This is a genomic window from Pseudomonas synxantha BG33R (assembly GCF_000263715.2).
Lineage (GTDB): Bacteria > Pseudomonadota > Gammaproteobacteria > Pseudomonadales > Pseudomonadaceae > Aquipseudomonas > Aquipseudomonas synxantha_A.
This window is the reverse complement of the sequence record NZ_CM001514.1, coordinates 3,514,453-3,533,934: the sequence shown is the minus strand read 5'-3', so window position 1 is coordinate 3,533,934 and position 19,482 is coordinate 3,514,453. Positions and strand designations below refer to the sequence as shown.

The window sequence follows — 19,482 nt, the reverse complement described above, 5'->3', positions numbered from 1 at the left end:
CATGGACAGTGAGTACACACAGGATGAAAGAACCGTCCTGCTCGACCGTGAGGGTCATGGGCCTGCACAGGGGCCATTGACGGACTTCCCATCGCCGCCACGCTATGAGCAGCTGGAAGATCGCATGATCTATGCCGGCCGTATGCTCGATGCGTCGAGCTTCAAGGCCGGGCTCAACCCGCTGGTGGCTGCGGCTTGGGCGGTGTTGTCCGAGATCGTGGCGCTCAGGGTCTGCTCTGGTCGCGAAGACCTGGGCACGCTCAACGACCGATTGTCATTGGCGGTGACTCAATTCGAAACCCGCGCCTTGCAGGGCGGTGTTGAAAGCAGCCAAGTCATGTCGGCGCGTTATGTGTTGTGCAGTGTGATCGATGAGGCGGTTGTTACTACGGCGTGGGGGGCACAGAGTGAATGGTCGAAGGTGAGCCTGTTGAGCCGCTTTCATAACGAAACTTTCGGCGGCGAAAAAGTTTTCCAACTGCTGGAGCGTCTATCACGCGACCCGGTGAAGCACCTGCCGATGCTGGAGCTGCTTTACCTGTGCCTATCCCTGGGGTTCGAGGGCAAATACCGAGTGATGGAGCGCGGCATGTCGCAACTGGAAGGTGTTCGCGATGCCTTGTATCGCCAGATCCGGCACGTACGCGGGGAGCCGTCGCCGGCGCCACCCGTGCCCGCGATGCACGGGGCGAGCCGGCGTACGGGGTTGTGCGTTGTTCCCGTTACCTGGTTAGTCATCTTCACCCTGGTTTGCTTGCTGGCAATGTACACAGGATTTGCCTGGGTGCTGAGCACGGAGCGCGCGAACGCGCTGCAACCGCTTCAATTTTCGGCGTCGGATTTGATCCGCACGTCCTTGTAAACGCAGGGAGCAAAGAATGAGCGCATTCTTCAAGGGTGTGGGCGCCGTGCTGGGCCGGTTTTGGGTTTGGAGCATGTTGCTGGCGCTTTCGTGTGCGGCAGTGGTGTGGTTTTGGGGGCCGCTGTTGGCGGTGAATGATCAGCCTGTTTGGCAGGGCGCGACGTCTCGCCTGGTCACCATCAGCGTCGTGTTCCTGCTTTGGGGGTTGGTGATGGCCCTTGCCCGCGGTGGTCGTGCCGCCCGGCGTCCACGGTCTGAGCGCCAGCCCCGCCAGCAGCCGTCGACACGGGTGGAGAACGAATACCGCTGCGTACGCACTCGGTTCAAGGATGCGGTTCACCTGCTGAAAACCTCCAGCCGTTATGGAGAGCGCAGCGCGCGTTGGCGCCATGAGTTGCCCTGGTACCTGTTGATGGGTGAGCCGGGCAGTGGCAAGACGCAGCTGCTGGCGGCAGCCGGCTTGCAGTTATCGCCTGAACACGCTGACAGGCGACCGACGAGCAGCAGTGCTCATTGCGAGTGGTATTTCGCCGACGAAGGCGTACTCGTCGACACCCCGGGGCGCTATCTGACCCAGCCTGACAGTGCAGTGGATGCCGCAGGCTGGGCCACTCTGCTGAATCTCCTCAGGTGGCGCCGCCGGGTGCGCCCGCTCAACGGCGTGGTAGTGGCTCTGTCGGTAGACACGTTGCTCAACACCAGCGAGTACGACCTGGATCACCATGCCCGTCGTGTGCACGCGCGCTTGCAGGAGATCCAGCAAACACTACATGTGGATGTGCCGATCTATCTGGTCTTGACCCAGGCGGATCGATTGCCCGGATTCGCTGAGTTCTTTGATTCACCCCATGGGGAAGGTGCCGACAGCCTGCTGGGGCAGCCACTGGATGTCGGCAGCGGCATGCCTGAAAATACCCAGGTTCACGAGGCCGTCGAGGGATTATTGCAGCGTTTGAACGGTGAGCTGATTGCGCGACTGCACCAGGAGGGCAACGTTGAACGTCGTGGTCAGATCCTGGAGTTTCCCCAGCAGGCGGCACGCGTCGGTGAGCGTGTAAGCCTGTTCGCTGAAATGGCCTTTTCTGCTCATCGCTACCAACCCATCAATGGTTTGCGAGGGTTCTTCCTGACCTGTGCCGATGACAGGCATGTACGTTTTGTGAGGGGGCTGTTCAGCCAGGTGATCTTTGCCGAAGCCGGTCTTGCCAGCCTGCAAGCCCAGGAGCAGCGGCGCATCCGTCAGCGCCAGGGCCTGCAAGCGATGACAGTCGCGCTGATTCTTGGCGGGGTCAGCGGTCTGTGGATGTACAGCTACAGCGTCAACCAGCAACGCCTGGTCCAACTGGCGGCATTGGTCGCCCAGACGGCGCCGGCCGCAGGGGCTCAAAGCGATGAAAGCCCGGCGTTGTTGGGGCTGTTGGATGCGCGGTTGGCGGCGACCCGGGTGTTTCCGGCGGCGCAGGATGTGCGCCTGGTCGAGCGCCTCGGCCTGTATCAGGGCGAGGTGAGTCGTCCCTGGGTAGACCAGGCTTATGAGCAGGCGCTGCAACAGCAACTGCTGGTCTGGATAACCGCGCAGCTTGAAGAACAGATAGAGGCAAGCCTGGGGGACCGCGAACGGTTATTGGATAACCTGCGTGCGTATTTGATGCTCAATCTGCGCGAGCGCCGTGACGCGACCTGGCTGGCACAGCATGTGACAGGCCTTTGGTCGGTGCGTTTTGCCGGGGATATGCCCACGCAGAAGCGTCTGGGGGAGCACTTGGCGCGGCTGCTTGAACGGCCGTTTGTCACACCGCTCAACGATGAGCGAGTGGCCCAGGCCCGCGAAGTGCTGAGGGGGGAATCGTTGGCCGATGGCGTGTATCGAGTATTGCGCGAACAAGCGCGCAACCTGGAACCATTGCGCCTGGCCGAGGGTAAGGTATTTGCCACGATCGACCCGCCTGTTCCCGGTTTCTATACAAAAAGATATGTGCAGTACTTTGAGGCGCAGGGCCCGAGGTTGGTCAATGCCATCGCTCAGGATAATTGGGTGCTGGGGCAGGGCACCGACCTGGGGCCACAGGATCTGCGGCGGTTGATGGCAGAACTGCAGCAACGCTACTTCAGTGAGTATGCCGATGCCTGGAGCGACGTACTCGGACGAGTCAGGCTGCAACAGACCGACAGCCTGCGCCAGGATGCCGACCAGCTCATGAGCCTGACCTCGGCACAGTCCCCGTTGATTCGGCTATTGCAGCAGTTGCGGGAAAACACTCGTTTGCTGCCAGGCCATGTGCTGCTGGATAAGGTGTCCCAGCATTCGGGAGAGCTGGCAGGGCTGGCCAAGGCGACGTTGACGGATGGGCAGTCGGTTTTTGACGATGCGCCACGGCGGGCATTGCAGCAGCGGTTTGAACCCTTGCATCAGTTGCTCGATGAGCAGCACAACCCCGGCGCAGAGCTGGCCCAGGCGTTGCGTTTGCTCGGTGAGCTGCACCTGCAACTCACGGCATTGAACCGTGACAGCGCGCCGGAGCAGGCGGCCTTCCTGCGTGCTCGACAGCGTATGGAGGGGCAGCAGGATGTACTGGGCAATTTGCGTGATGCTGCTGCGCGTCTGCCGCTGCCGCTTGCCGGTTGGTTCGAGGGCGTGGCCGACGACAGTTGGCGGCATTTGCTGGAGCAGGCGTATGTGCATGTCAACCAACGGTATCAGGGCGACGTACATAGCCTTTATGCCAAGGCCCTTCGCCGACGTTATCCATTCAATGCCCATGCAAGCAGTGATGTTGCGCTGCATGATTTTCAGGAGTTCTTCAAGCCGCAGGGGGTGATGGCGCGTTTTTATGAGGGATATCTTCGGCCTTTCATCAGCGCCGATGGCAGCCGTTACAGGTTGCGTGGGTTGGATGGCCAGAGTTTGCCGGTTTCGCGCTCGCTGCTGGACCAACTGACGAAAACCCAGGTAATCCGCCGCGGCTTTTTCAGCGAGGACTCGGGGGAGTTGTCTGTGCGATTTACCTTGGCGCCCTACAGCCTGGACCAATCGGTCAGCCGAGCCGTACTGCGGTTTGGCGACCAGCAGTTGGAATATCGGCACGGCCCGATCACGCCCATGGCGTTTCATTGGCCCACCGAGGCAGAGAATGGGCGCAGCAGCCTTGTGCTGGACAGAGGTACAGAGCAGCGCCCGTTGGGCATCGAGAAAAACGCAGGGGCCTGGTCGCTGTTCCGGTTTTTCGATCTGCTGCAGAAAGAACCCGCAAGTGGTGCAAATATGCAGATTTTCAAGGCAGACCTCGCCGGTCTGCGCGCCAATTACCTGCTGACCAGCCAGCGCACGCCAGGGCCGTTTGATATGGACACATGGCGCACCTTTCGATTGCCGGAGCAACTGTGAGCCAGGCCGGCGCCCATTGGCGCAGTGCCGGGCGCACCCAGCGAGGGCAGGCGCGACTGCGTAATGAAGATGCGTTTCTGGACAACCCGCATGGCGGTTGCTGGGCTGTGGCGGACGGAATGGGCGGCTATCGGCACGGTGATGTCGCCAGTCATTGGGTGGTCAGCCACCTGGCTTCAGTGTCGGCTCATGGCAACCTCCATCAACGGATCAATACCGTTCGGGAAAGTTTGCAAGGCGTTAACCAGCGATTGCGGCGTGCGTGGACAGAGCCCGACTCAAATGATGGCGCGACGATGGGCAGTACCGTGGTGGCCTTGCTGTTGGAGAACGGTCGGGCAGCCTGTGTCTGGGCCGGAGACAGTCGCTGCTATCTATGGCGGGGCCAGAACCTCTACCAGTTATCCAAGGATCACTCGCTGCTGCGGCGCCTGATGGACGAGCGTCATATCAGCGTGGCGCAAGCCCAGGCGCACCCCGATGCCAGGGCCTTGACCCGCGCCGTTGGTGCGCGCTCGCGTTTGGACCTTGAGGTATTGGAGCTCAGTACTCGCCCTGGGGATGTATTCCTGTTGTGCAGCGATGGCCTGTATCAGACCCTCAGCCATGTCGAGGTGGGACGGGCGTTGAGCAGGAGAACGCCCCGGCAGGCGGTGGAACAATTATTCGCCGGGGCGTTGCGCAGGCCGGTGCGAGATGACCTGACCGCAGTTGTGGTGCAACCTTGAACCTGACGGTTGCACCATCCCGTCTGCTGGCAGGGCGTTATCACCTTGAGCACGTCCTGGGCAGCGGCGGCATGGGCGTGGTGTACCGCGCGCGCGATCTGCTGCATGAGCAATTGGGCCAGCCTTGCTCCAGGGTGGCACTTAAGCTGCTGGGCGAGTCCATTTCCCAGTGCCCCGACGCGCATGTGCTGTTGTACGGCGAGTTTGCGTTGGCCCGCAGCCTGCGGCACGACCGTGTGGTACGGGTGTTTTCCTTTGAGGTCGACACCCACAGCAAAATTGCGTTTTTCACCATGGAGCTGCTGCAAGGGGTGACCCTCGACCGGCTGCTGCTGGAGTGCCCCTATGGTTTGCCCTGGCAGGAACTGCAACCCATCGCTCTGCAGTTGCTTGATGCTTTGGCCTACATCCACCAGAAGAACGTCCTGCATGGCGATGTGAAACCCGCCAACGTCATGGTGGGAGAGGAGGGCGTATGTTTGTTCGATTTTGGCCTGGGGCATGCTCAGGCGCACGAGGCGATGGGCTTGCCAAGTGTCAGCCGTACTCGTTTCAATGCCTGGACACCCGCCTACGCGGCCCCGGAATTACTGGACGGCGGTGCGCTGAGCGGCGCTGCGGAGGTATACGGCATGGCCTGCATTGTGTATGAGCTGGCTAGTGGTCAGCGCATCGGCGCACGCTCTTTCACTGACCGGCTGGCCCGGCCCGCGCAATTACCCAGGCACTGCTGGCCGGCATTACATTCGGCGTTGGCGATAGATCCGCAGCGTCGAACGGTAACACTCGCCGAATTGCGCGAAGTGATGGCCTGCAGCCGGCCACGCTGGTACTTGTAGGGTAAAGGTCAGACCGCCAGGCCATGCAGCTGGCAATACTCCACCCAGTCCATGCCGGCCATCTGTGCGACTTCTTTATGCACTTCGCGGCGCTGGGCCTCGAAGGTTTCGGTGGAGTCGGCCGTTAGTTCAAGGGTCAGTTCCCAGGCGAACAGATGTCGCTGCTCCGCGTGGGCTTCGAACGCTTCGTGCAAGCGCTCGGCGCGATACTGCGCCAGGGTTTCCCCCCTGGCCTGGGCGGCCAACGGGTTGAGGCTGTCCAGCTCAGCGGCGATATGTGGCTGATCGCGCAAAAACCTGTCCAAGGCAAGCTGGTAAGTATCGCTGGGTGCTGACAAAGACATGCCCTTAGTGCGAAGGACGGGACTTGGAATCGCCTGAGTGCGCGCTGGGGTGAAGGCGCGCACGTTTTCGGGCTCTGCGTCGCATCCAGTTCTGCAACGGCGCCAGCAAGAAGAACATCAGGTAAGCGACTAGCACCAATGCCAGGTCAACCCAGGTTTCAGCGACTGGCCCGGTGAACAGCTCAATGACATTCTTGATTACAAACAGCAGCACCACACTGCACAACCACAGCAAAATGGTGACAAATAGGGGACGCATGTTGCTTGACCGCTTGTCTTGCATAATGAAGCTCTCTCCTTTGTGCCTGTTGTCGTTCCAGGCCTGATTCCCTGACTGCGTACCTGCTGGTTTGCAAGTTGTAACATCCTTTAACACGCAGACAGACGCGGATGATACCGACTCAGATAGCCTTAGGGGTTGCTTCAAGTCAGAAAGTTCGATAATTCGGTGGGAAATAAGTGCAGCTATCGTGCGTTTTATCCCAAGAAGCGCGGTACGGGCTGGCAAAAGTCTTTCGCTCCTGCTCTCAGGGCGTGTAGCGTTAGCGTGTGTTTCCGGCCCTGGCTTCCAGCGGCAATAGGTGACGGGCAGAGGACGGCTCATGGCGCAAACGCTGTTCAAACTTTTCCTTACCCAGCGCCTGGCGGCCTTGGCCAGCACCGAGTCGTTGCGTGCGATTCGCGAGGGGTTGTTGTGGATACTGCCGTGTCTGTTGGTATCCGCCGGATTCCTGATCCTGTCCGAGTGCGCCCAGGCGTTGGGGTTCGCCCCCCCGGTAGTGAGTTTCCTGGCGGGGTTGCACAACCAGATCAGCTCGGTGATTCCCTTGCTGGTTGCGGCCTCCATCGGTTACATGTTGGCGATCCAGCATCGCCTGCCCCAGCTGCCGGTCGCCTTCCTGTGCCTGGCCCACGTGGTGGTTGCCACGTTCGTATTGCGCGAGTATCCCCGGGCGTCGGCCACCTTCCTGCTGTTTATTGCCATCGCTTCGCCCTTGATCAATGTGCCGGCCATTGCCTGGCTGCACCGTTTTCGCTGGACACGCCTGGTCAACGAAGACCTGGTTGGGCATAACCTCAAGGGCACCATCAACATGGTGATCCCTGGCGCGATCACGGCGTTGTCACTGGTGATGATACTGACGTTGCTGTTGCTGATTCCCTACGTGGCGCAATTGCAGGGGCCCCGGGTGCTCGATGCGTTGCAATCGCCTTACAGCACTGGGTTGTTTGTAACGCTGATGAATTCGCTGCTGTGGTTCTTCGGCATTCACGGCGTCTATGCCATGCAGCCGTTGTTCGATGTACTGGACCAGGCCGTGGTGCTTAATGGTGCGGCGCTGGCGGCGGGGCAGCCGGTCCAATACCTGCTCAATAACGGCCTGCTCGGCAGTTTTGCGTTTATCGGCGGATCGGGCGCTACCTTGTGCCTGCTGCTGGCGATCCTGGTGTTCTCCCGCAGCCACTCCATGCGGTTGCTGGCGATCGCCAGCTTGCCGTTGTCGTTATTCAACGTCAGCGAGGTGCTGTTGTTTGGCTTGCCGATCATCCTCAACCCGCGTTTGTTCATACCGTTTCTACTGGTGCCGGCGTTCAACGCGATGGTGGCATTGACGGTGGTGCAATTGGGCTGGGTCTCGCCGGCGGTGGCCAGCGTGCCGTTTACCGCGCCGGTGCTGCTCAATGCCTACCTCAGCACCCATGGCGACGTGGCGGCTGTGGCCCTGCAAGTGTTGCTGTTGGGCTTGGGCACGCTGGTGTATGCGCCCTACGTGCGGGCCATTCATCGTCAGTCCATCGACGGTGGCACGGTTTACCTCAAGTCTCTGGACATGACCTTTCGCGGCCTCGAAGAAAAAGGCCGCCTGCTGGAGTTCGACCCGGTAATGGCCTCCCACCGGACCCTGGCGCGGCAGGCCGTTGAATTGAGCCGGATCCAGCAGATCAGCGATTACGAGTTCTACCTTGAATTCCAACCCCAGGTGTCTACCCGTACCGGCTTGTGCACCGGGTGCGAGGCATTGATGCGCGCCCGGGACAGCCACGGCACGGTGCATTCACCCTGGGAGTTCCTGCAATGGCTGGCGCAAGCCAGGCTGATGCCGGACGTGGACGTGTGGGTGGCGTCCCAGGCCGTGCGCCAGTATCAGAAGTGGCGCAAGATCGGCTTTGAACTGCCCATGACCATCAACATTTCCAGTGCCACCTTGAAGGACGCCGCCTATGGTGATCGCCTGGTAGAAATTCTTGCCCAGGCCGATGGCCGAGTGTCGGTGGAAATCACCGAAGATGCGCTGGTCAGCGATATTCCCGCCGCCCGCCAAACCATCCATAAACTGCAGGCCACCGGAGCAAAAGTGTATCTCGATGATTTTGGCACCGGGTTTTCCGCGTTGAGTTACCTGCACCAGTTTCCTGTGGACTTTATCAAGATCGACCGCAGTTTTGTGGTGGCCCAGCGCGACCCCAAGGGCGCCCAGGTGCTGACCGGCATGTTGCGGTTTTGTGAGGCGTTGAACCTGGGCGTGGTAGTGGAGGGGGTGGAGACTGCCGAGCAACTGGCGTTCTTGAGTACGGGACCTGAGTTGTTTATCCAGGGGTGGTATTTCAGCAAGGCATTGCCGGGTGATCAGTTGCCGCGCTTTGTGCGCGAGCGGGCGGCGGTGGTTTGATCCGGCGGTGGGGACGACCGGATAGCCAGACGCTCTTGCCCCAGCACTCGGCACTCGGCACTCGGCACTTGGCTAGCGGCAGGTCTTGTCCGTTCTGGTCTCACGAGGCGCCAGCAGATAGTCGACGACAGCCTCATCCACGCAGCGGTCGATACCGTTGAGCACCAGGGTGTGACCGTCTCCCTCACGGGTGACCAGTGGGCTTTTAAACCATTTCGCCATCTGCCGCGCGTTGATGTAGGGCGTAGTCGGATCGAATCGCTGGCCGACAAACAGCAACGGTGGCAGGCTCGGTGCGGCCACCGGCACGTGGGCTGAAAGTGTGCCGCGCCATGGCCACAGGTCGCACAGTTCCAAGCCCGACTGCTGCACCGCCAGGTAATTGGTGAAGGGCGAGGCCTCTCGAATCGCCTGTCTCTGCTTGCGCAATAACTGAACATCGCGACCCGGGATTGCGACGTCTACACAAGAGATTACGCTCAGGGCATCATCGGCATCTTCCCCGACGTTCTCGTCAATCAGCCCGGCTACCTGTTCATCGGCGATCCCGTCGTTGGCCTTGTGCAACAAAGCCATCAGCTCGGGCCAGCGGTCGGACCACAGCAGCAGCGCTTGAGTGGTGGTCAATAGGTCGTCGGCGGTCACTTCGTCCCCATCGGGCGTGATCAAGGCTGTGTCGTATACCTGGCGTAATAGTTGATGAAACGCCTTGGTCGCTCCCGCCTCATCGGACGGTAAAGGGCAGTCACGGTTTTTTGCGCAGTACGCTGCAAAGCGTTTGAAGGTTTGCTGGTAGCCGCGAGCCTGATTCAGTAGCTGGGTGTAATCGTCCTCTGAAACGTCCACCACACCGTCCAGCACCAATGCACGGGTTTGCGCTGGAAAACGTTCGGCATACAGTGCCGCGACCTGGGTGCCGTAGGAGTAGGCTACTGCGGTTAAACCGGGTTCGCCCAACGCAGCCCGGATCACATCAAGGTCATTGACCGCGTCGTCGGTGCCCATGTGCTGCAAGACCTTTGCGCCGGTATGTTCGATGCAGGCGGCCAGGGTTTTGCGGACCTGGGCTTCCAAGGCGCCAGCGTCGTTTTCGTCGATGACCGTTTTTTCGTCCCGCTCGGGCAAGGCACAGGAAATCTTCGGTGTTGACTGCCCCACGCCTCGCGGGTCGTAGCCGATAATGTCGTAGGAGCGCGTGAGCCTGGCCACGGTGTCGTCATCGGCCAGGAAGGGGTTGATCCCGGGCAGACCCGGCCCCCCGCTGATCACCACTACGCTGCCCTGTTTGACGCTGGTGGCAGGCAAGCGGGTCAGCGCGAGTCGTACCTTGTCCGCCTTGGCGTTGCCCGAATATCCCAAAGGCGCCTCAACATAGCCGCACAGCAGATCCTCCGGTGGCTCAGCGTCAAACCAATTGTCGAAGGGGCTGTTGGTGCACGGCTGCCAACGCACAGCGCCGGGCTGGGCGTGGGCAGACTGGGACATGATGATCAGCGGGAGCAGTACCAGCAGGTGCTTGAGTGTTGACATGAAGAGTGAGTCAAGGCCAAAGGGCGCCTACCTTAACCGAGATAGGTGGCCTGGAATCACGCCTTTACAGAATCACCACAAATGTTCACCAAGGGGCATTTTGTTCAATATCCGCAGTGTCTGAGCCTTTACCGTGAAGTCACCTGTGTTTGACATAACAAGAAGGGACTGCAATGAGCTTGATCATTTCCATGGCCGCTTTCGCCCTGGCCACCTCCATCACCCCTGGGCCGGTCAATGTGGTTGCCCTGAGCAGCGGTGCACGCTTTGGCTTTGCCGCCAGCCAGAAACATGTGTTCGGCGCGGCAGTCGGCTTCACTTTACTGCTGGTGCTGATCGGCCTGGGGCTGCATGAAGTGCTGGTGCGCTGGCCGATACTGACTCAGGTAATCCAGTGGGGCGGGGTGGCTTTCCTGTTGTATATGGCTTGGAAACTGGCGATGGATGACGGTCGCCTTGACGCTGAAGGCGCCGCTACCGCGCCATCGATGCTGTACGGCGCGATCATGCAATGGCTCAACCCCAAAGCCTGGCTGGCCTGCGTGGCCGGGATGGGGTTGTTCGTGGCCGATGGCGATGCGGGGCAGGTATGGCTGTTTGCGGCGCTTTACCTGGTGATTTGCTACCTGTCGGTGGCGTGCTGGGCGTATGCCGGGACGTTCTTGCGTCGCTACTTGAACAACCCGCAGGGCGTGCGCCTGTTCAACCGCTCAATGGCCGCGTTGCTGGTGGCCAGTGTGGGTTATTTGCTGATGGCTTGAGGTTCTCGCGGTACTGCCCGGGCGTGGCGGCAAAGTGTTGTTTGAACGTGCGCTGGAAGTGCGCCTGGTCGGCAAAGCCTGCGGCCAGGGCGACATCGGCAATCAGTTCGCCGTCGCGCAATCGAGCGCGGGCGAACTGGATACGGCGATTGACCAGGAAGGCATGGGGTGTCAGCCCGTAATATTGCTTGAACGCGCGAATCAGGTACGACGGCGACAGCTCGGCCGCCAGGCAAATGTCCTCCAGCTTCAACGCCTCGGTGCAGTGTTCACGGATGAAGTCCGCCGCACGCTCCAGCTTGTGATTGACCTCTCGTATCGGCGTAAGCGACGGGTTCAAACGCTGCTGGACTTCGCTGAAGTAACCTACCAGCGCGCTCTGTTTGTGCAGCAGTTCGGCCTGCTCATCCACCAACAGTCGGTACAACGCCAATAAGCCGTTATACAGCGAGACGTCTCGGGTATAGGGGGTGCTGAACGGGCGATAACCCTGGTCGGTGCTGAAACCCAACTGGTGCTGCAGGTCGGTCAGCCAGGGTGTATCCAGGTAGAGCATATGATAGGACCAATGCTCATTCTGGATAGGGTTACAGGCGTGCACGTCGCCGGGGTTCATCAGCACCACGGTGCCAGCGCTGATCTCGAACGTTTGTGTGCCGTAGTGGTAATAGCTGCGCCCGGTGGTGATCGCACCGATGGAAAAGTGCTCATGGGCGTGCCGGGTATAGGTAACCTTGCGCCCGTCGGCAATGGTGCGCGCCTCGATAAACGGCACGCGTTCGTCACGCCAGAAACAAGGCGCCTGAGCGGGGCGGGCAGTGGTGTTCAGCGACATGGCGGTGGTTCCATCCCTTGAGAGATCGAGGGCTGATCTTTACACACACCGCCCGTGGCGTCAGCCTTGATGTGATGTCAGGCAGGTACCAAAAAGGCGGCCTTGAGCAACTGGCGGGTGTAGGCATGTTGTGGGTCGGCAAAAATCGCCTTGGCATCGCCTTGCTCCACCACCTGGCCTTGCTTGACCACCATCAGTTGGTGGCTGAGCGCCTTCACCACCGCCAGGTCATGGCTGATAAACAGGTACGTCAGGTTGTACTTGGCCTGCAAGCCGCGCAGCAACTCAACCACCTGGCGTTGTACCGTGCGGTCCAGGGCGGAGGTGGGCTCGTCCAGCAAAATCAGGCGCGGCTTGAGCACCAGGGCGCGGGCGATGGCGATACGTTGGCGTTGGCCACCGGAGAATTCGTGGGGGTAGCGATGACGGGATTCGGGGTCCAGGCCCACTTCCCTGAGCGCTGCGATAATCGCTGCTTCCTGCTCGTCAGGCGTGCCCATCTTGTGGATACGCAAGCCCTCGCCGACGATTTCGCTGACGCACATGCGCGGGCTCAGGCTGCCGAACGGGTCCTGGAACACCACCTGCATTTCCCGGCGCAACGGCCGCACCTGTTGCTGGGTAAGCGTGTCCAGTTGCTGGCCTTCGAAGCGTATCCCGCCCTTGCTGCCGATCAGGCGCAAAATCGCCAGGCCCAGGGTGGACTTGCCCGAGCCACTTTCACCGACGATGCCCAGGGTTTGCCCCTGGGGCAGGCTGAAGTTGATGCCGTCCACCGCCTTGACGTAATCCACGGTGTTGCGCAAAAAGCCCTTCTTGATCGGGAACCAGACTTTCAGGTCGTCTACTTCCAGCAACGCTGGGCCGACCTCATTGCCGGCCGGGCCGCCGCTGGGCTCTGCTGCCAATAATTCCTGGGTGTAGGGGTGCTGGGGCGACTGGAACAATGTTTCGCACTCGGCCTGCTCCACGATGCAACCTTGCTGCATCACGCACACGCGATGGGCGATGCGTCGCACCAGGTTGAGGTCGTGGCTGATCAGCAACAGCGCCATGCCCAGCCGCGCCTGCAACTCCTTGAGCAACTCCAGGATCTTCAACTGCACGGTGACATCCAGGGCCGTGGTCGGCTCATCGGCGATCAGCAGCTCCGGCTCATTGGCCAACGCCATGGCGATCATCACCCGCTGGCGCTGGCCACCGGATAATTCGTGGGGCAGCGCCTTGAGGCGTTTGTGCGGTTCGGGGATGCCCACCAGCTCCAGCAACTCCAGGGTGCGCCGGGTAGCGACCTTGCCCGTCAGGCCCTTGTGCAGGCCGAGTACTTCGTTGATCTGCTTCTCGATGGAGTGCAGCGGGTTCAACGAGGTCATCGGCTCCTGAAAGATCATTGCAATGCGGTTGCCGCGAATATGCCGCAGGGTCTTTTCTTTAAGGGTCAGCAGGTCTTGCCCGGCGTATTCGATAGTGCCGCTCGGGTGTCGCGCCAACGGGTAGGGCAGCAGCCGCAGGATCGAGTGGGCCGTTACCGACTTTCCGGAGCCGCTTTCGCCGACCAGCGCCAGGGTCTCACCCCGCTTGATGTCAAAGCTCACCTGGTTGACCACGCGGTGGTGATGTTCACCGGTGACAAACTCGACACTGAGGTCACGGATTTCAATCAGATTGTCCGGATTCATCTCATTTCCTCGGGTCGAACGCATCGCGAGCGGACTCGCCGATAAACACCAGCAGGCTCAACATGATCGCCAGTACGGCAAAGGCACTCATGCCCAGCCACGGCGCTTGCAGGTTGGATTTACCCTGGGCCACCAATTCACCCAGCGACGGCGAACCCGCCGGCAGGCCGAAGCCAAGGAAATCCAGGGCGGTGAGGGTGCCGATGGCGCCGGTAAGGATGAACGGCAGAAAGGTCATGGTCGAGACCATCGCATTGGGCAGGATATGGCGGAACATGATCGCGCCGTTCTGCATGCCCAGCGCCCGCGCTGCGCGCACGTACTCAAGGTTGCGCCCGCGCAGGAACTCGGCGCGCACCACATCCACCAGGCTCATCCAGGAAAACAGCAGCATGATCCCCAGCAGCCACCAGAAGTTGGGCTGCACGAAACTGGCGAGGATGATCAGCAGGTAGAGCACCGGCAGCCCCGACCAGATCTCCAGAAAGCGCTGCCCGGCCAGGTCGACCCAGCCGCCATAGAACCCCTGCAACGCGCCGGCAATCACGCCGATGATCGAGCTGAGCACGGTCAGGGTCAGGGCAAACAGCACCGATACGCGAAAGCCGTAGATCACCCGCGCCAGCACGTCACGCCCCTGGTCATCGGTACCCAGCAGGTTCACGCTTGAAGGGGGCGCAGGGGCGGGGACCTTCAGGTCGTAGTTGATGCTCTGGTAGCTGAACGGGATCGGCGCCCACAAGGTCCAGGCGTCCTTGGCCTTGAGCAGTTCCTGGATATACGGGCTCTTGTAGTTGGCTTCCAGGGGGAATTCGCCGCCGAAGGTGGTCTCGGGGTAGCGCTTGAGCGCCGGGAAATACCAGTCGCCGTCGTAATGTACGGCCAGGGGTTTGTCGTTGGCGATCAGCTCGGCGCCCAGGCTCAGCCCGAACAGGATCAGGAACAGCCACAGCGACCACCAGCCACGTTTGTTGGCCTTGAACCGCTCGAACCGGCGGCGATTGAGGGGGGACAGGTTCATCTCAATGCTCCCGGCTGGCGAAGTCGATACGCGGATCGACCAGGGTATAGGTGAGGTCACCGATCAGTTTCACGACCAGTCCCAGCAGGGTGAAGATAAACAGCGTGCCGAATACCACCGGATAGTCGCGGTTGATGGCCGCTTCAAAGCTCATCAGGCCCAGGCCGTCGAGGGAGAAGATCACCTCCACCAGCAGCGAGCCGGTAAAGAAGATGCCGATGAACGCCGAGGGGAAGCCGGCGATCACCAGCAGCATCGCATTGCGGAAGACGTGGCCGTAGAGCACGCGGTGGTTGGTCAGCCCTTTGGCCTTGGCGGTGACCACGTATTGCTTGTTGATCTCGTCGAGAAAGCTGTTCTTGGTCAGCAGGGTCATGGTCGCGAAGTTGCCGATCACCAGTGCGGTGACAGGCAGCGCCAGGTGCCAGAAGTAATCGAGGATCTTGCCGCCAACGCTCAACTCGTCGAAGTTGTTGGAGGTCAGCCCGCGCAAGGGGAACCAGTCGAAATAACTGCCGCCGGCAAACACCACGATCAGCAAGATCGCAAACAGGAACGCCGGAATCGCATAGCCGACGATGATGGCCGAGCTGGTCCACACATCGAAGTGGCTGCCGTGTCGCGTGGCCTTGGCGATCCCCAGAGGGATCGACACCAGGTACATGATCAGGGTGCTCCATAACCCGAGGGAAATGGACACCGGCATCTTTTCCTTGATCAGGTCGATGACCTTGGCGTCACGAAAAAAACTGTCGCCAAAATCCAGCCGTGCGTAGTTCTTGACCATGATCCACAAGCGTTCCGGCGCCGATTTGTCGAAGCCGTACATCTTTTCGATTTCCTTGATCAGCGCCGGGTCCAGGCCTTGGGCGCCACGGTAGCTGGAGCCGGCCACCGCGACTTCGGCCCCGCCCCCGGCAATGCGGCTGGTGGCGCCGTCGAAGCCTTCCAGCTTGGCGATCATTTGCTCCACCGGCCCGCCGGGGGCGGCCTGGATGATGACGAAATTGATCAGCAGAATCCCGAACAGCGTGGGAATGATCAGCAACAGGCGGCGAACAATATAGGCCAGCATTCAATCGCCTCCGCTCGCCGCATCGGCGTTTTGTGTGGTGTCCAGGGAGACCGCCGGTTTGACATCGGGTTTGGCCCACCAGGTGGCCGTGCCCACGTCGTAGCGTGGCGAGACCTTGGGATGACCCAAGTGGTCCCAGTACGCCACGCGGAAGGTCTTGATGTGCCAGTTGGGCACCACGTAGTAACCAAACTGGAGTACGCGGTCGAGCGCCCTGGCGTGGGCAATCAGGCTTTGGCGCGAGCCGGCATCGATCAGCTCTTCGACCAGTTGGTCAACGGCCGGATCCTTGAGACCCATGTAGTTACGGCTGCCGGGCTTGTCGGCGCTGGAGGATTTCCAGAATTCGCGCTGCTCGTTACCGGGCGAGGTGGACTGTGGGAAGCTGCCCACCAGCATGTCGAAATCCCGTGAGCGCAGGCGGTTGACGAACTGCGAGACATCCACTCGGCGAATCACCAGGTCGATGCCCAGGTCGGACAGGTTGCGCTTGAACGGCAGCAGGATGCGTTCGAATTCGGTCTGGGCCAGCAGGAATTCAATAGTCACCGGCTTGCCGGTGGTATCGACCATCTTGTCGTCGACGATCTTCCAGCCTGCCTCTTGCAGCAGTTGGTAAGCCTCACGCTGCTGGGTGCGGATCATGCCGCTGCCGTCGGTTTTGGAAGGTTCGAACGCCTGAGTGAAGACTTCGGGCGGGATCTTGTCGCGCAAAGGCTCAAGGATCGCCAGTTCATCCGGGCCAGGTAAACCGGTGGCGGCCATTTCCGAGTTTTCGAAATAGCTGCGGGTTCGGGTGTACGCGCCGTTGAACAGCTGCTTATTGCTCCATTCGAAATCCAGCAACAGGCTGATGGCCTTGCGCACGCGCACATCCTGGAACATCGGCTTGCGCATATTGAACACAAAGCCCTGCATGCCGGTGGGGTTGCCGTTGGGAATCTCTTCCTTGATCAGTCGGCCCTGGGTCACCGCTGGAATGTTGTAGGCGTTGGCCCAGTTCTTTGCGCTGAACTCCAGCCAGTAATCGAACTGCCCGGCCTTCAAGGCCTCCAGGGACACGGTGCTGTCACGGTAGTAATCCGTGATGCGGGTGTCGAAATTGTAGAAACCCTTGTTGACCGGCAGGTCCTTGGCCCAGTAGTCCTTGACCCGCTCGTAGCGAATCATGCGTCCGGGTTTGACCTGCGCCACTTGGTAAGGCCCGCTGCCCAGGGGAGCTTCCAGGTTGCCCTTGGAAAAGTCGCGGGTCGCCCACCAGTGCTTGGGCAGTACCGGCAACTGCCCGAGTATCAGCGGCAATTCGCGGTTGTTGGTGCGCTTGAACTTGAACAGCACACGCAACGGGTCTTCGGCCACCACTTCGTCGACATCGGCGTAGTAGTTGCGATAAAGCGGGTTACCGTCCTTGATCAGGGTCTGGAAGGTAAACACCACGTCCTCGGCGCGCATCGGATGGCCATCGTGGAAGCGCGCTTCGGGGCGCAGGTAGAAACGCACCCAGCTGTTGTCCGGGGCTTTTTCGATTTTGCCCGCCACCAGCCCGTATTCGGTAATGGGCTCGTCCAGGCTTTGCATGGCCAGGGTGTCGTAGATCAACGGCAGGTTATCCGCCGGCACACCCTTGCTGATGTAGGGGTTGAGGCTGTCGAAGCCGCCCATGGCCGATTCGCGGAAGGTGCCGCCTTTGGGGGCGTCGGGGTTGACGTAGTCGAAATGCTTGAAGTCGGCGGGGTATTTGGGGGGCTCGTTGTAGAGGGTCAGCGCGTGTTGCGGGGCGGCTTGGGCCGCGGTGCACAGCAACAGGCTGGCGAGCAGGGTAGTACGCAAAGACATCATTGGGCTTTCTCCGAAGCTTTCAGCCACCACGCACTCAGGCCCAGGCTATAGGGCGGCGTGGTAACGAAGGCGAACCGGTTGCGGTACGCCAGGCGATGATAGTTGAGGTACCAGTTGGGAATGCTGTAGTGCTGCCACAGCAGCACGCGGTCCAGGGCGCGGCCGGCCGCCAGTTGTTCTTCGCGGGTCTGCGCCGCCAGCAGTTGATCCAACAGATGGTCGACCACCGGGTTGGTGATGCCGGCGTAGTTCTTGCTGCCTTTGATCGTGGCCTGGCTGGAGTGAAAGTACTGCCACTGCTCCAGACCAGGGCTCAAGGTCTGGTTGAGGGTCATCAGAATCATGTCGAAATCGAATTGATCGAGGCGCTGTTTGTACTGTGCCCGGTCGACGGTGCGCAAGCGGGCGTCGATGCCGATGCGGGTCAGATTTTCGACATAAGGTTGCAGGATGCGCTCAAGGTTCGGGTTGACCAGCAGGATCTCCAGGCGCAGCGGTTGCCCATCCTTGTTGAGCAGGCGTTGGCCCGACAGTTTCCAGCCGGCTTCGCCGAGCAGTGTCAGGGCGCGCCGCAGCGTGTCGCGGGGGATACCGCGACCGTCGGTCTGCGGCAGGCTGAACGGCTGGGTAAACAGTGCGGCCGGCAGTTGGTCGCGATAGGGCGAGAGCATCAGCCACTCATGGCCCACGGGCAGGCCGGTGGCCGAGAATTCGCTGTTGGGGTAATAGCTCACCGAACGCTTGTAGGCGCTGCTGAACAGGGTGCGGTTGGTCCACTCGAAGTCGAACATCAACCCCAGGGCTTCGCGGACCTTGGCCTGGCTGAAGGCGGGCCGCCGGGTATTCATGAACAGGCCCTGGCTCTGGGTGGGGATCTGGTGGGCAATCTGCGCCTTGATCACATCGCCACGATTGACCGCCGGGAAGTTGTAGCCCGTGGCCCAGTTCTTGGCCTGATGCTCGATGTAAATGTCGAATTCACCAGCCTTGAAGGCTTCAAAAGCCACGTCGCTGTCGCGATAGAACTCTACCTCGACCTTGTCGTAGTTGTAGAAGCCTCGGTTGACCGGCAGGTCCTTGCCCCAGTAATTCTTGACCCGTTCAAACACCAACTGCCGCCCGGGGGCGACCTTGGTGATGCGGTACGGTCCACTGCCCAGCGGCGGCTCGAAGGTGGTGGCCTTGAAGTCACGGTCCTTCCAATAGTGTTGGGGCAGCACCGGCAGTTCGCCCAGGCGCAGGATCAGCAACGGGTTGCCCGCGCGCTTGAATACAAAACGGATGCGGTGGCGGTTGAGAATATCGACCCGGGCCACTTCCTGCAGGCTCGTACGGTATTGCGGATGGCCTTCGGTCAACAGCGTGCGATAGGAAAACGCCACGTCTGCGGCGGTGATCGGCTTGCCGTCGTGAAAGCGCGCTTCGGGGCGCAGGTTGAACACCACCCAACTGCGGTCCTCGCTGTATTCCACCGACTGGGCAATCAGGCCATAGCTGGAAGTGGGCTCGTCGCCCGACGGCGCGTACTGGCCGGTGCCGACCATCAAGGGTTCGTTCAGCTCATTGACGCCGTATTGCAGGAAATTGCCGGTGGAAACCGGGCTGGTGCCCTTGAAGGTATAGGGGTTGAGCGTGTCGAAGGTGCCAAAGGCCATAACCCGCAGTGTGCCGCCTTTGGGCGCTGCAGGGTTTACCCAATCGTAATGGGTGAATTTGGCCGGGTACTTGAGTGAGCCGAACTGCGCGTAACCGTGGCTCTCGGTAATCGTCGCGTTCGCAGCAAAGCTCAAGGCCAGACTTGTTAGTAGAAGGAGAGGACGCTTCAAGTCAGAGATCCGATCCAGGCGGCTTGGGCTTTATGATCGGTACAGTAACAGCTTGTTCCGGTTGGAAAAAGCATCTTGAAATTGGC

At 60.6% G+C, this 19,482-nt stretch carries 15 protein-coding genes; 6 read left to right on the top strand and 9 right to left on the bottom strand.

The features are described from left to right. Position 1 precedes the first annotated feature (1 nt). From icmH to PSEBG33_RS12020, 4 genes are read left to right on the top strand one after another with little or no spacing between them, the layout of a single operon-like run. Positions 2-862, top strand: coding sequence for a type IVB secretion system protein IcmH/DotU (gene icmH / locus PSEBG33_RS12005; RefSeq protein ID WP_005788772.1), 861 nt, complete (start codon positions 2-4; stop codon positions 860-862). Between the two features lie 16 nt (positions 863-878). Continuing rightward, positions 879-4,247, top strand: a complete 3,369-nt coding sequence (gene tssM, locus PSEBG33_RS12010) for a type VI secretion system membrane subunit TssM (RefSeq protein WP_005788770.1) — start codon at positions 879-881, stop codon at positions 4,245-4,247. After that, on the top strand, positions 4,244-4,975 hold the full coding sequence (locus tag PSEBG33_RS12015; RefSeq protein WP_005788769.1) for a PP2C family protein-serine/threonine phosphatase: 732 nt from the start codon (positions 4,244-4,246) through the stop codon (positions 4,973-4,975). The genes tssM and PSEBG33_RS12015 overlap by 4 nt, the downstream gene beginning before the upstream one ends. Continuing rightward, positions 4,972-5,814, top strand: coding sequence for a serine/threonine-protein kinase (locus tag PSEBG33_RS12020; protein WP_005788768.1), 843 nt, complete (start codon positions 4,972-4,974; stop codon positions 5,812-5,814). The genes PSEBG33_RS12015 and PSEBG33_RS12020 overlap by 4 nt, the downstream gene beginning before the upstream one ends. Positions 5,815-5,822: 8 nt before the next feature. Here the strand turns inward: PSEBG33_RS12020 and PSEBG33_RS12025 are convergent, their stop codons facing one another. Together PSEBG33_RS12025 and PSEBG33_RS12030 are read right to left on the bottom strand one after the other, a co-directional pair. Then, positions 5,823-6,152: a DUF6388 family protein gene (locus PSEBG33_RS12025; RefSeq protein WP_005788766.1), complete on the bottom strand. Its 330-nt coding sequence runs from the start codon at positions 6,150-6,152 to the stop codon at positions 5,823-5,825. 10 nt (positions 6,153-6,162) lie between these two features. Continuing rightward, complete coding sequence (locus PSEBG33_RS12030) at positions 6,163-6,417, bottom strand: hypothetical protein (RefSeq protein ID WP_228309798.1); 255 nt, start codon at positions 6,415-6,417, stop codon at positions 6,163-6,165. A 343-nt stretch (positions 6,418-6,760) separates the two neighbouring features. On the opposite strand from PSEBG33_RS12030, the gene PSEBG33_RS12035 reads away from it, so the two are divergent. Beyond that, complete coding sequence (locus PSEBG33_RS12035; RefSeq protein WP_005788763.1) at positions 6,761-8,830, top strand: PTS sugar transporter subunit IIC/EAL domain-containing protein; 2,070 nt, start codon at positions 6,761-6,763, stop codon at positions 8,828-8,830. Positions 8,831-8,902: 72 nt separating this feature from the next. Here the strand turns inward: PSEBG33_RS12035 and PSEBG33_RS12040 are convergent, their stop codons facing one another. Beyond that, positions 8,903-10,360, bottom strand: a complete 1,458-nt coding sequence (locus PSEBG33_RS12040; protein ID WP_005788762.1) for an alpha/beta hydrolase — start codon at positions 10,358-10,360, stop codon at positions 8,903-8,905. A 173-nt stretch (positions 10,361-10,533) separates the two neighbouring features. Here PSEBG33_RS12040 and PSEBG33_RS27440 point away from each other — a divergent pair, with 173 nt between their 5' ends. After that, entirely contained in the window at positions 10,534-11,121 is a 588-nt protein-coding gene (locus tag PSEBG33_RS27440) for a LysE family translocator (RefSeq protein WP_032803577.1), read from the top strand. On the opposite strand, the gene PSEBG33_RS12045 is transcribed toward PSEBG33_RS27440, so the two are convergent. From PSEBG33_RS12045 to PSEBG33_RS12070, 6 genes are all read right to left on the bottom strand, one after another. Next, the gene (locus tag PSEBG33_RS12045; RefSeq protein WP_005788760.1) at positions 11,063-11,956 is read right to left on the bottom strand and encodes an AraC family transcriptional regulator; all 894 of its coding nucleotides are present in this window, start codon (positions 11,954-11,956) and stop codon (positions 11,063-11,065) included. The two genes, PSEBG33_RS27440 and PSEBG33_RS12045, sit on opposite strands and share 59 nt — an antisense overlap. A gap of 77 nt (positions 11,957-12,033) precedes the next feature. Next, on the bottom strand, positions 12,034-13,635 hold the full coding sequence (locus tag PSEBG33_RS12050; protein WP_005788759.1) for an ABC transporter ATP-binding protein: 1,602 nt from the start codon (positions 13,633-13,635) through the stop codon (positions 12,034-12,036). 1 nt (position 13,636) lies between these two features. Continuing rightward, positions 13,637-14,656, bottom strand: a complete 1,020-nt coding sequence (locus PSEBG33_RS12055) for an ABC transporter permease (RefSeq protein ID WP_005788757.1) — start codon at positions 14,654-14,656, stop codon at positions 13,637-13,639. 1 nt (position 14,657) lies between these two features. Continuing rightward, entirely contained in the window at positions 14,658-15,731 is a 1,074-nt protein-coding gene (locus tag PSEBG33_RS12060; RefSeq protein WP_005788756.1) for a microcin C ABC transporter permease YejB, read from the bottom strand. Next, positions 15,732-17,570, bottom strand: coding sequence for an extracellular solute-binding protein (locus PSEBG33_RS12065; protein WP_005788754.1), 1,839 nt, complete (start codon positions 17,568-17,570; stop codon positions 15,732-15,734). Next, entirely contained in the window at positions 17,567-19,396 is a 1,830-nt protein-coding gene (locus PSEBG33_RS12070) for an extracellular solute-binding protein (RefSeq protein ID WP_005788753.1), read from the bottom strand. The genes PSEBG33_RS12065 and PSEBG33_RS12070 overlap by 4 nt, the downstream gene beginning before the upstream one ends. Between the last annotated feature and the right edge of the window lie 86 nt (positions 19,397-19,482).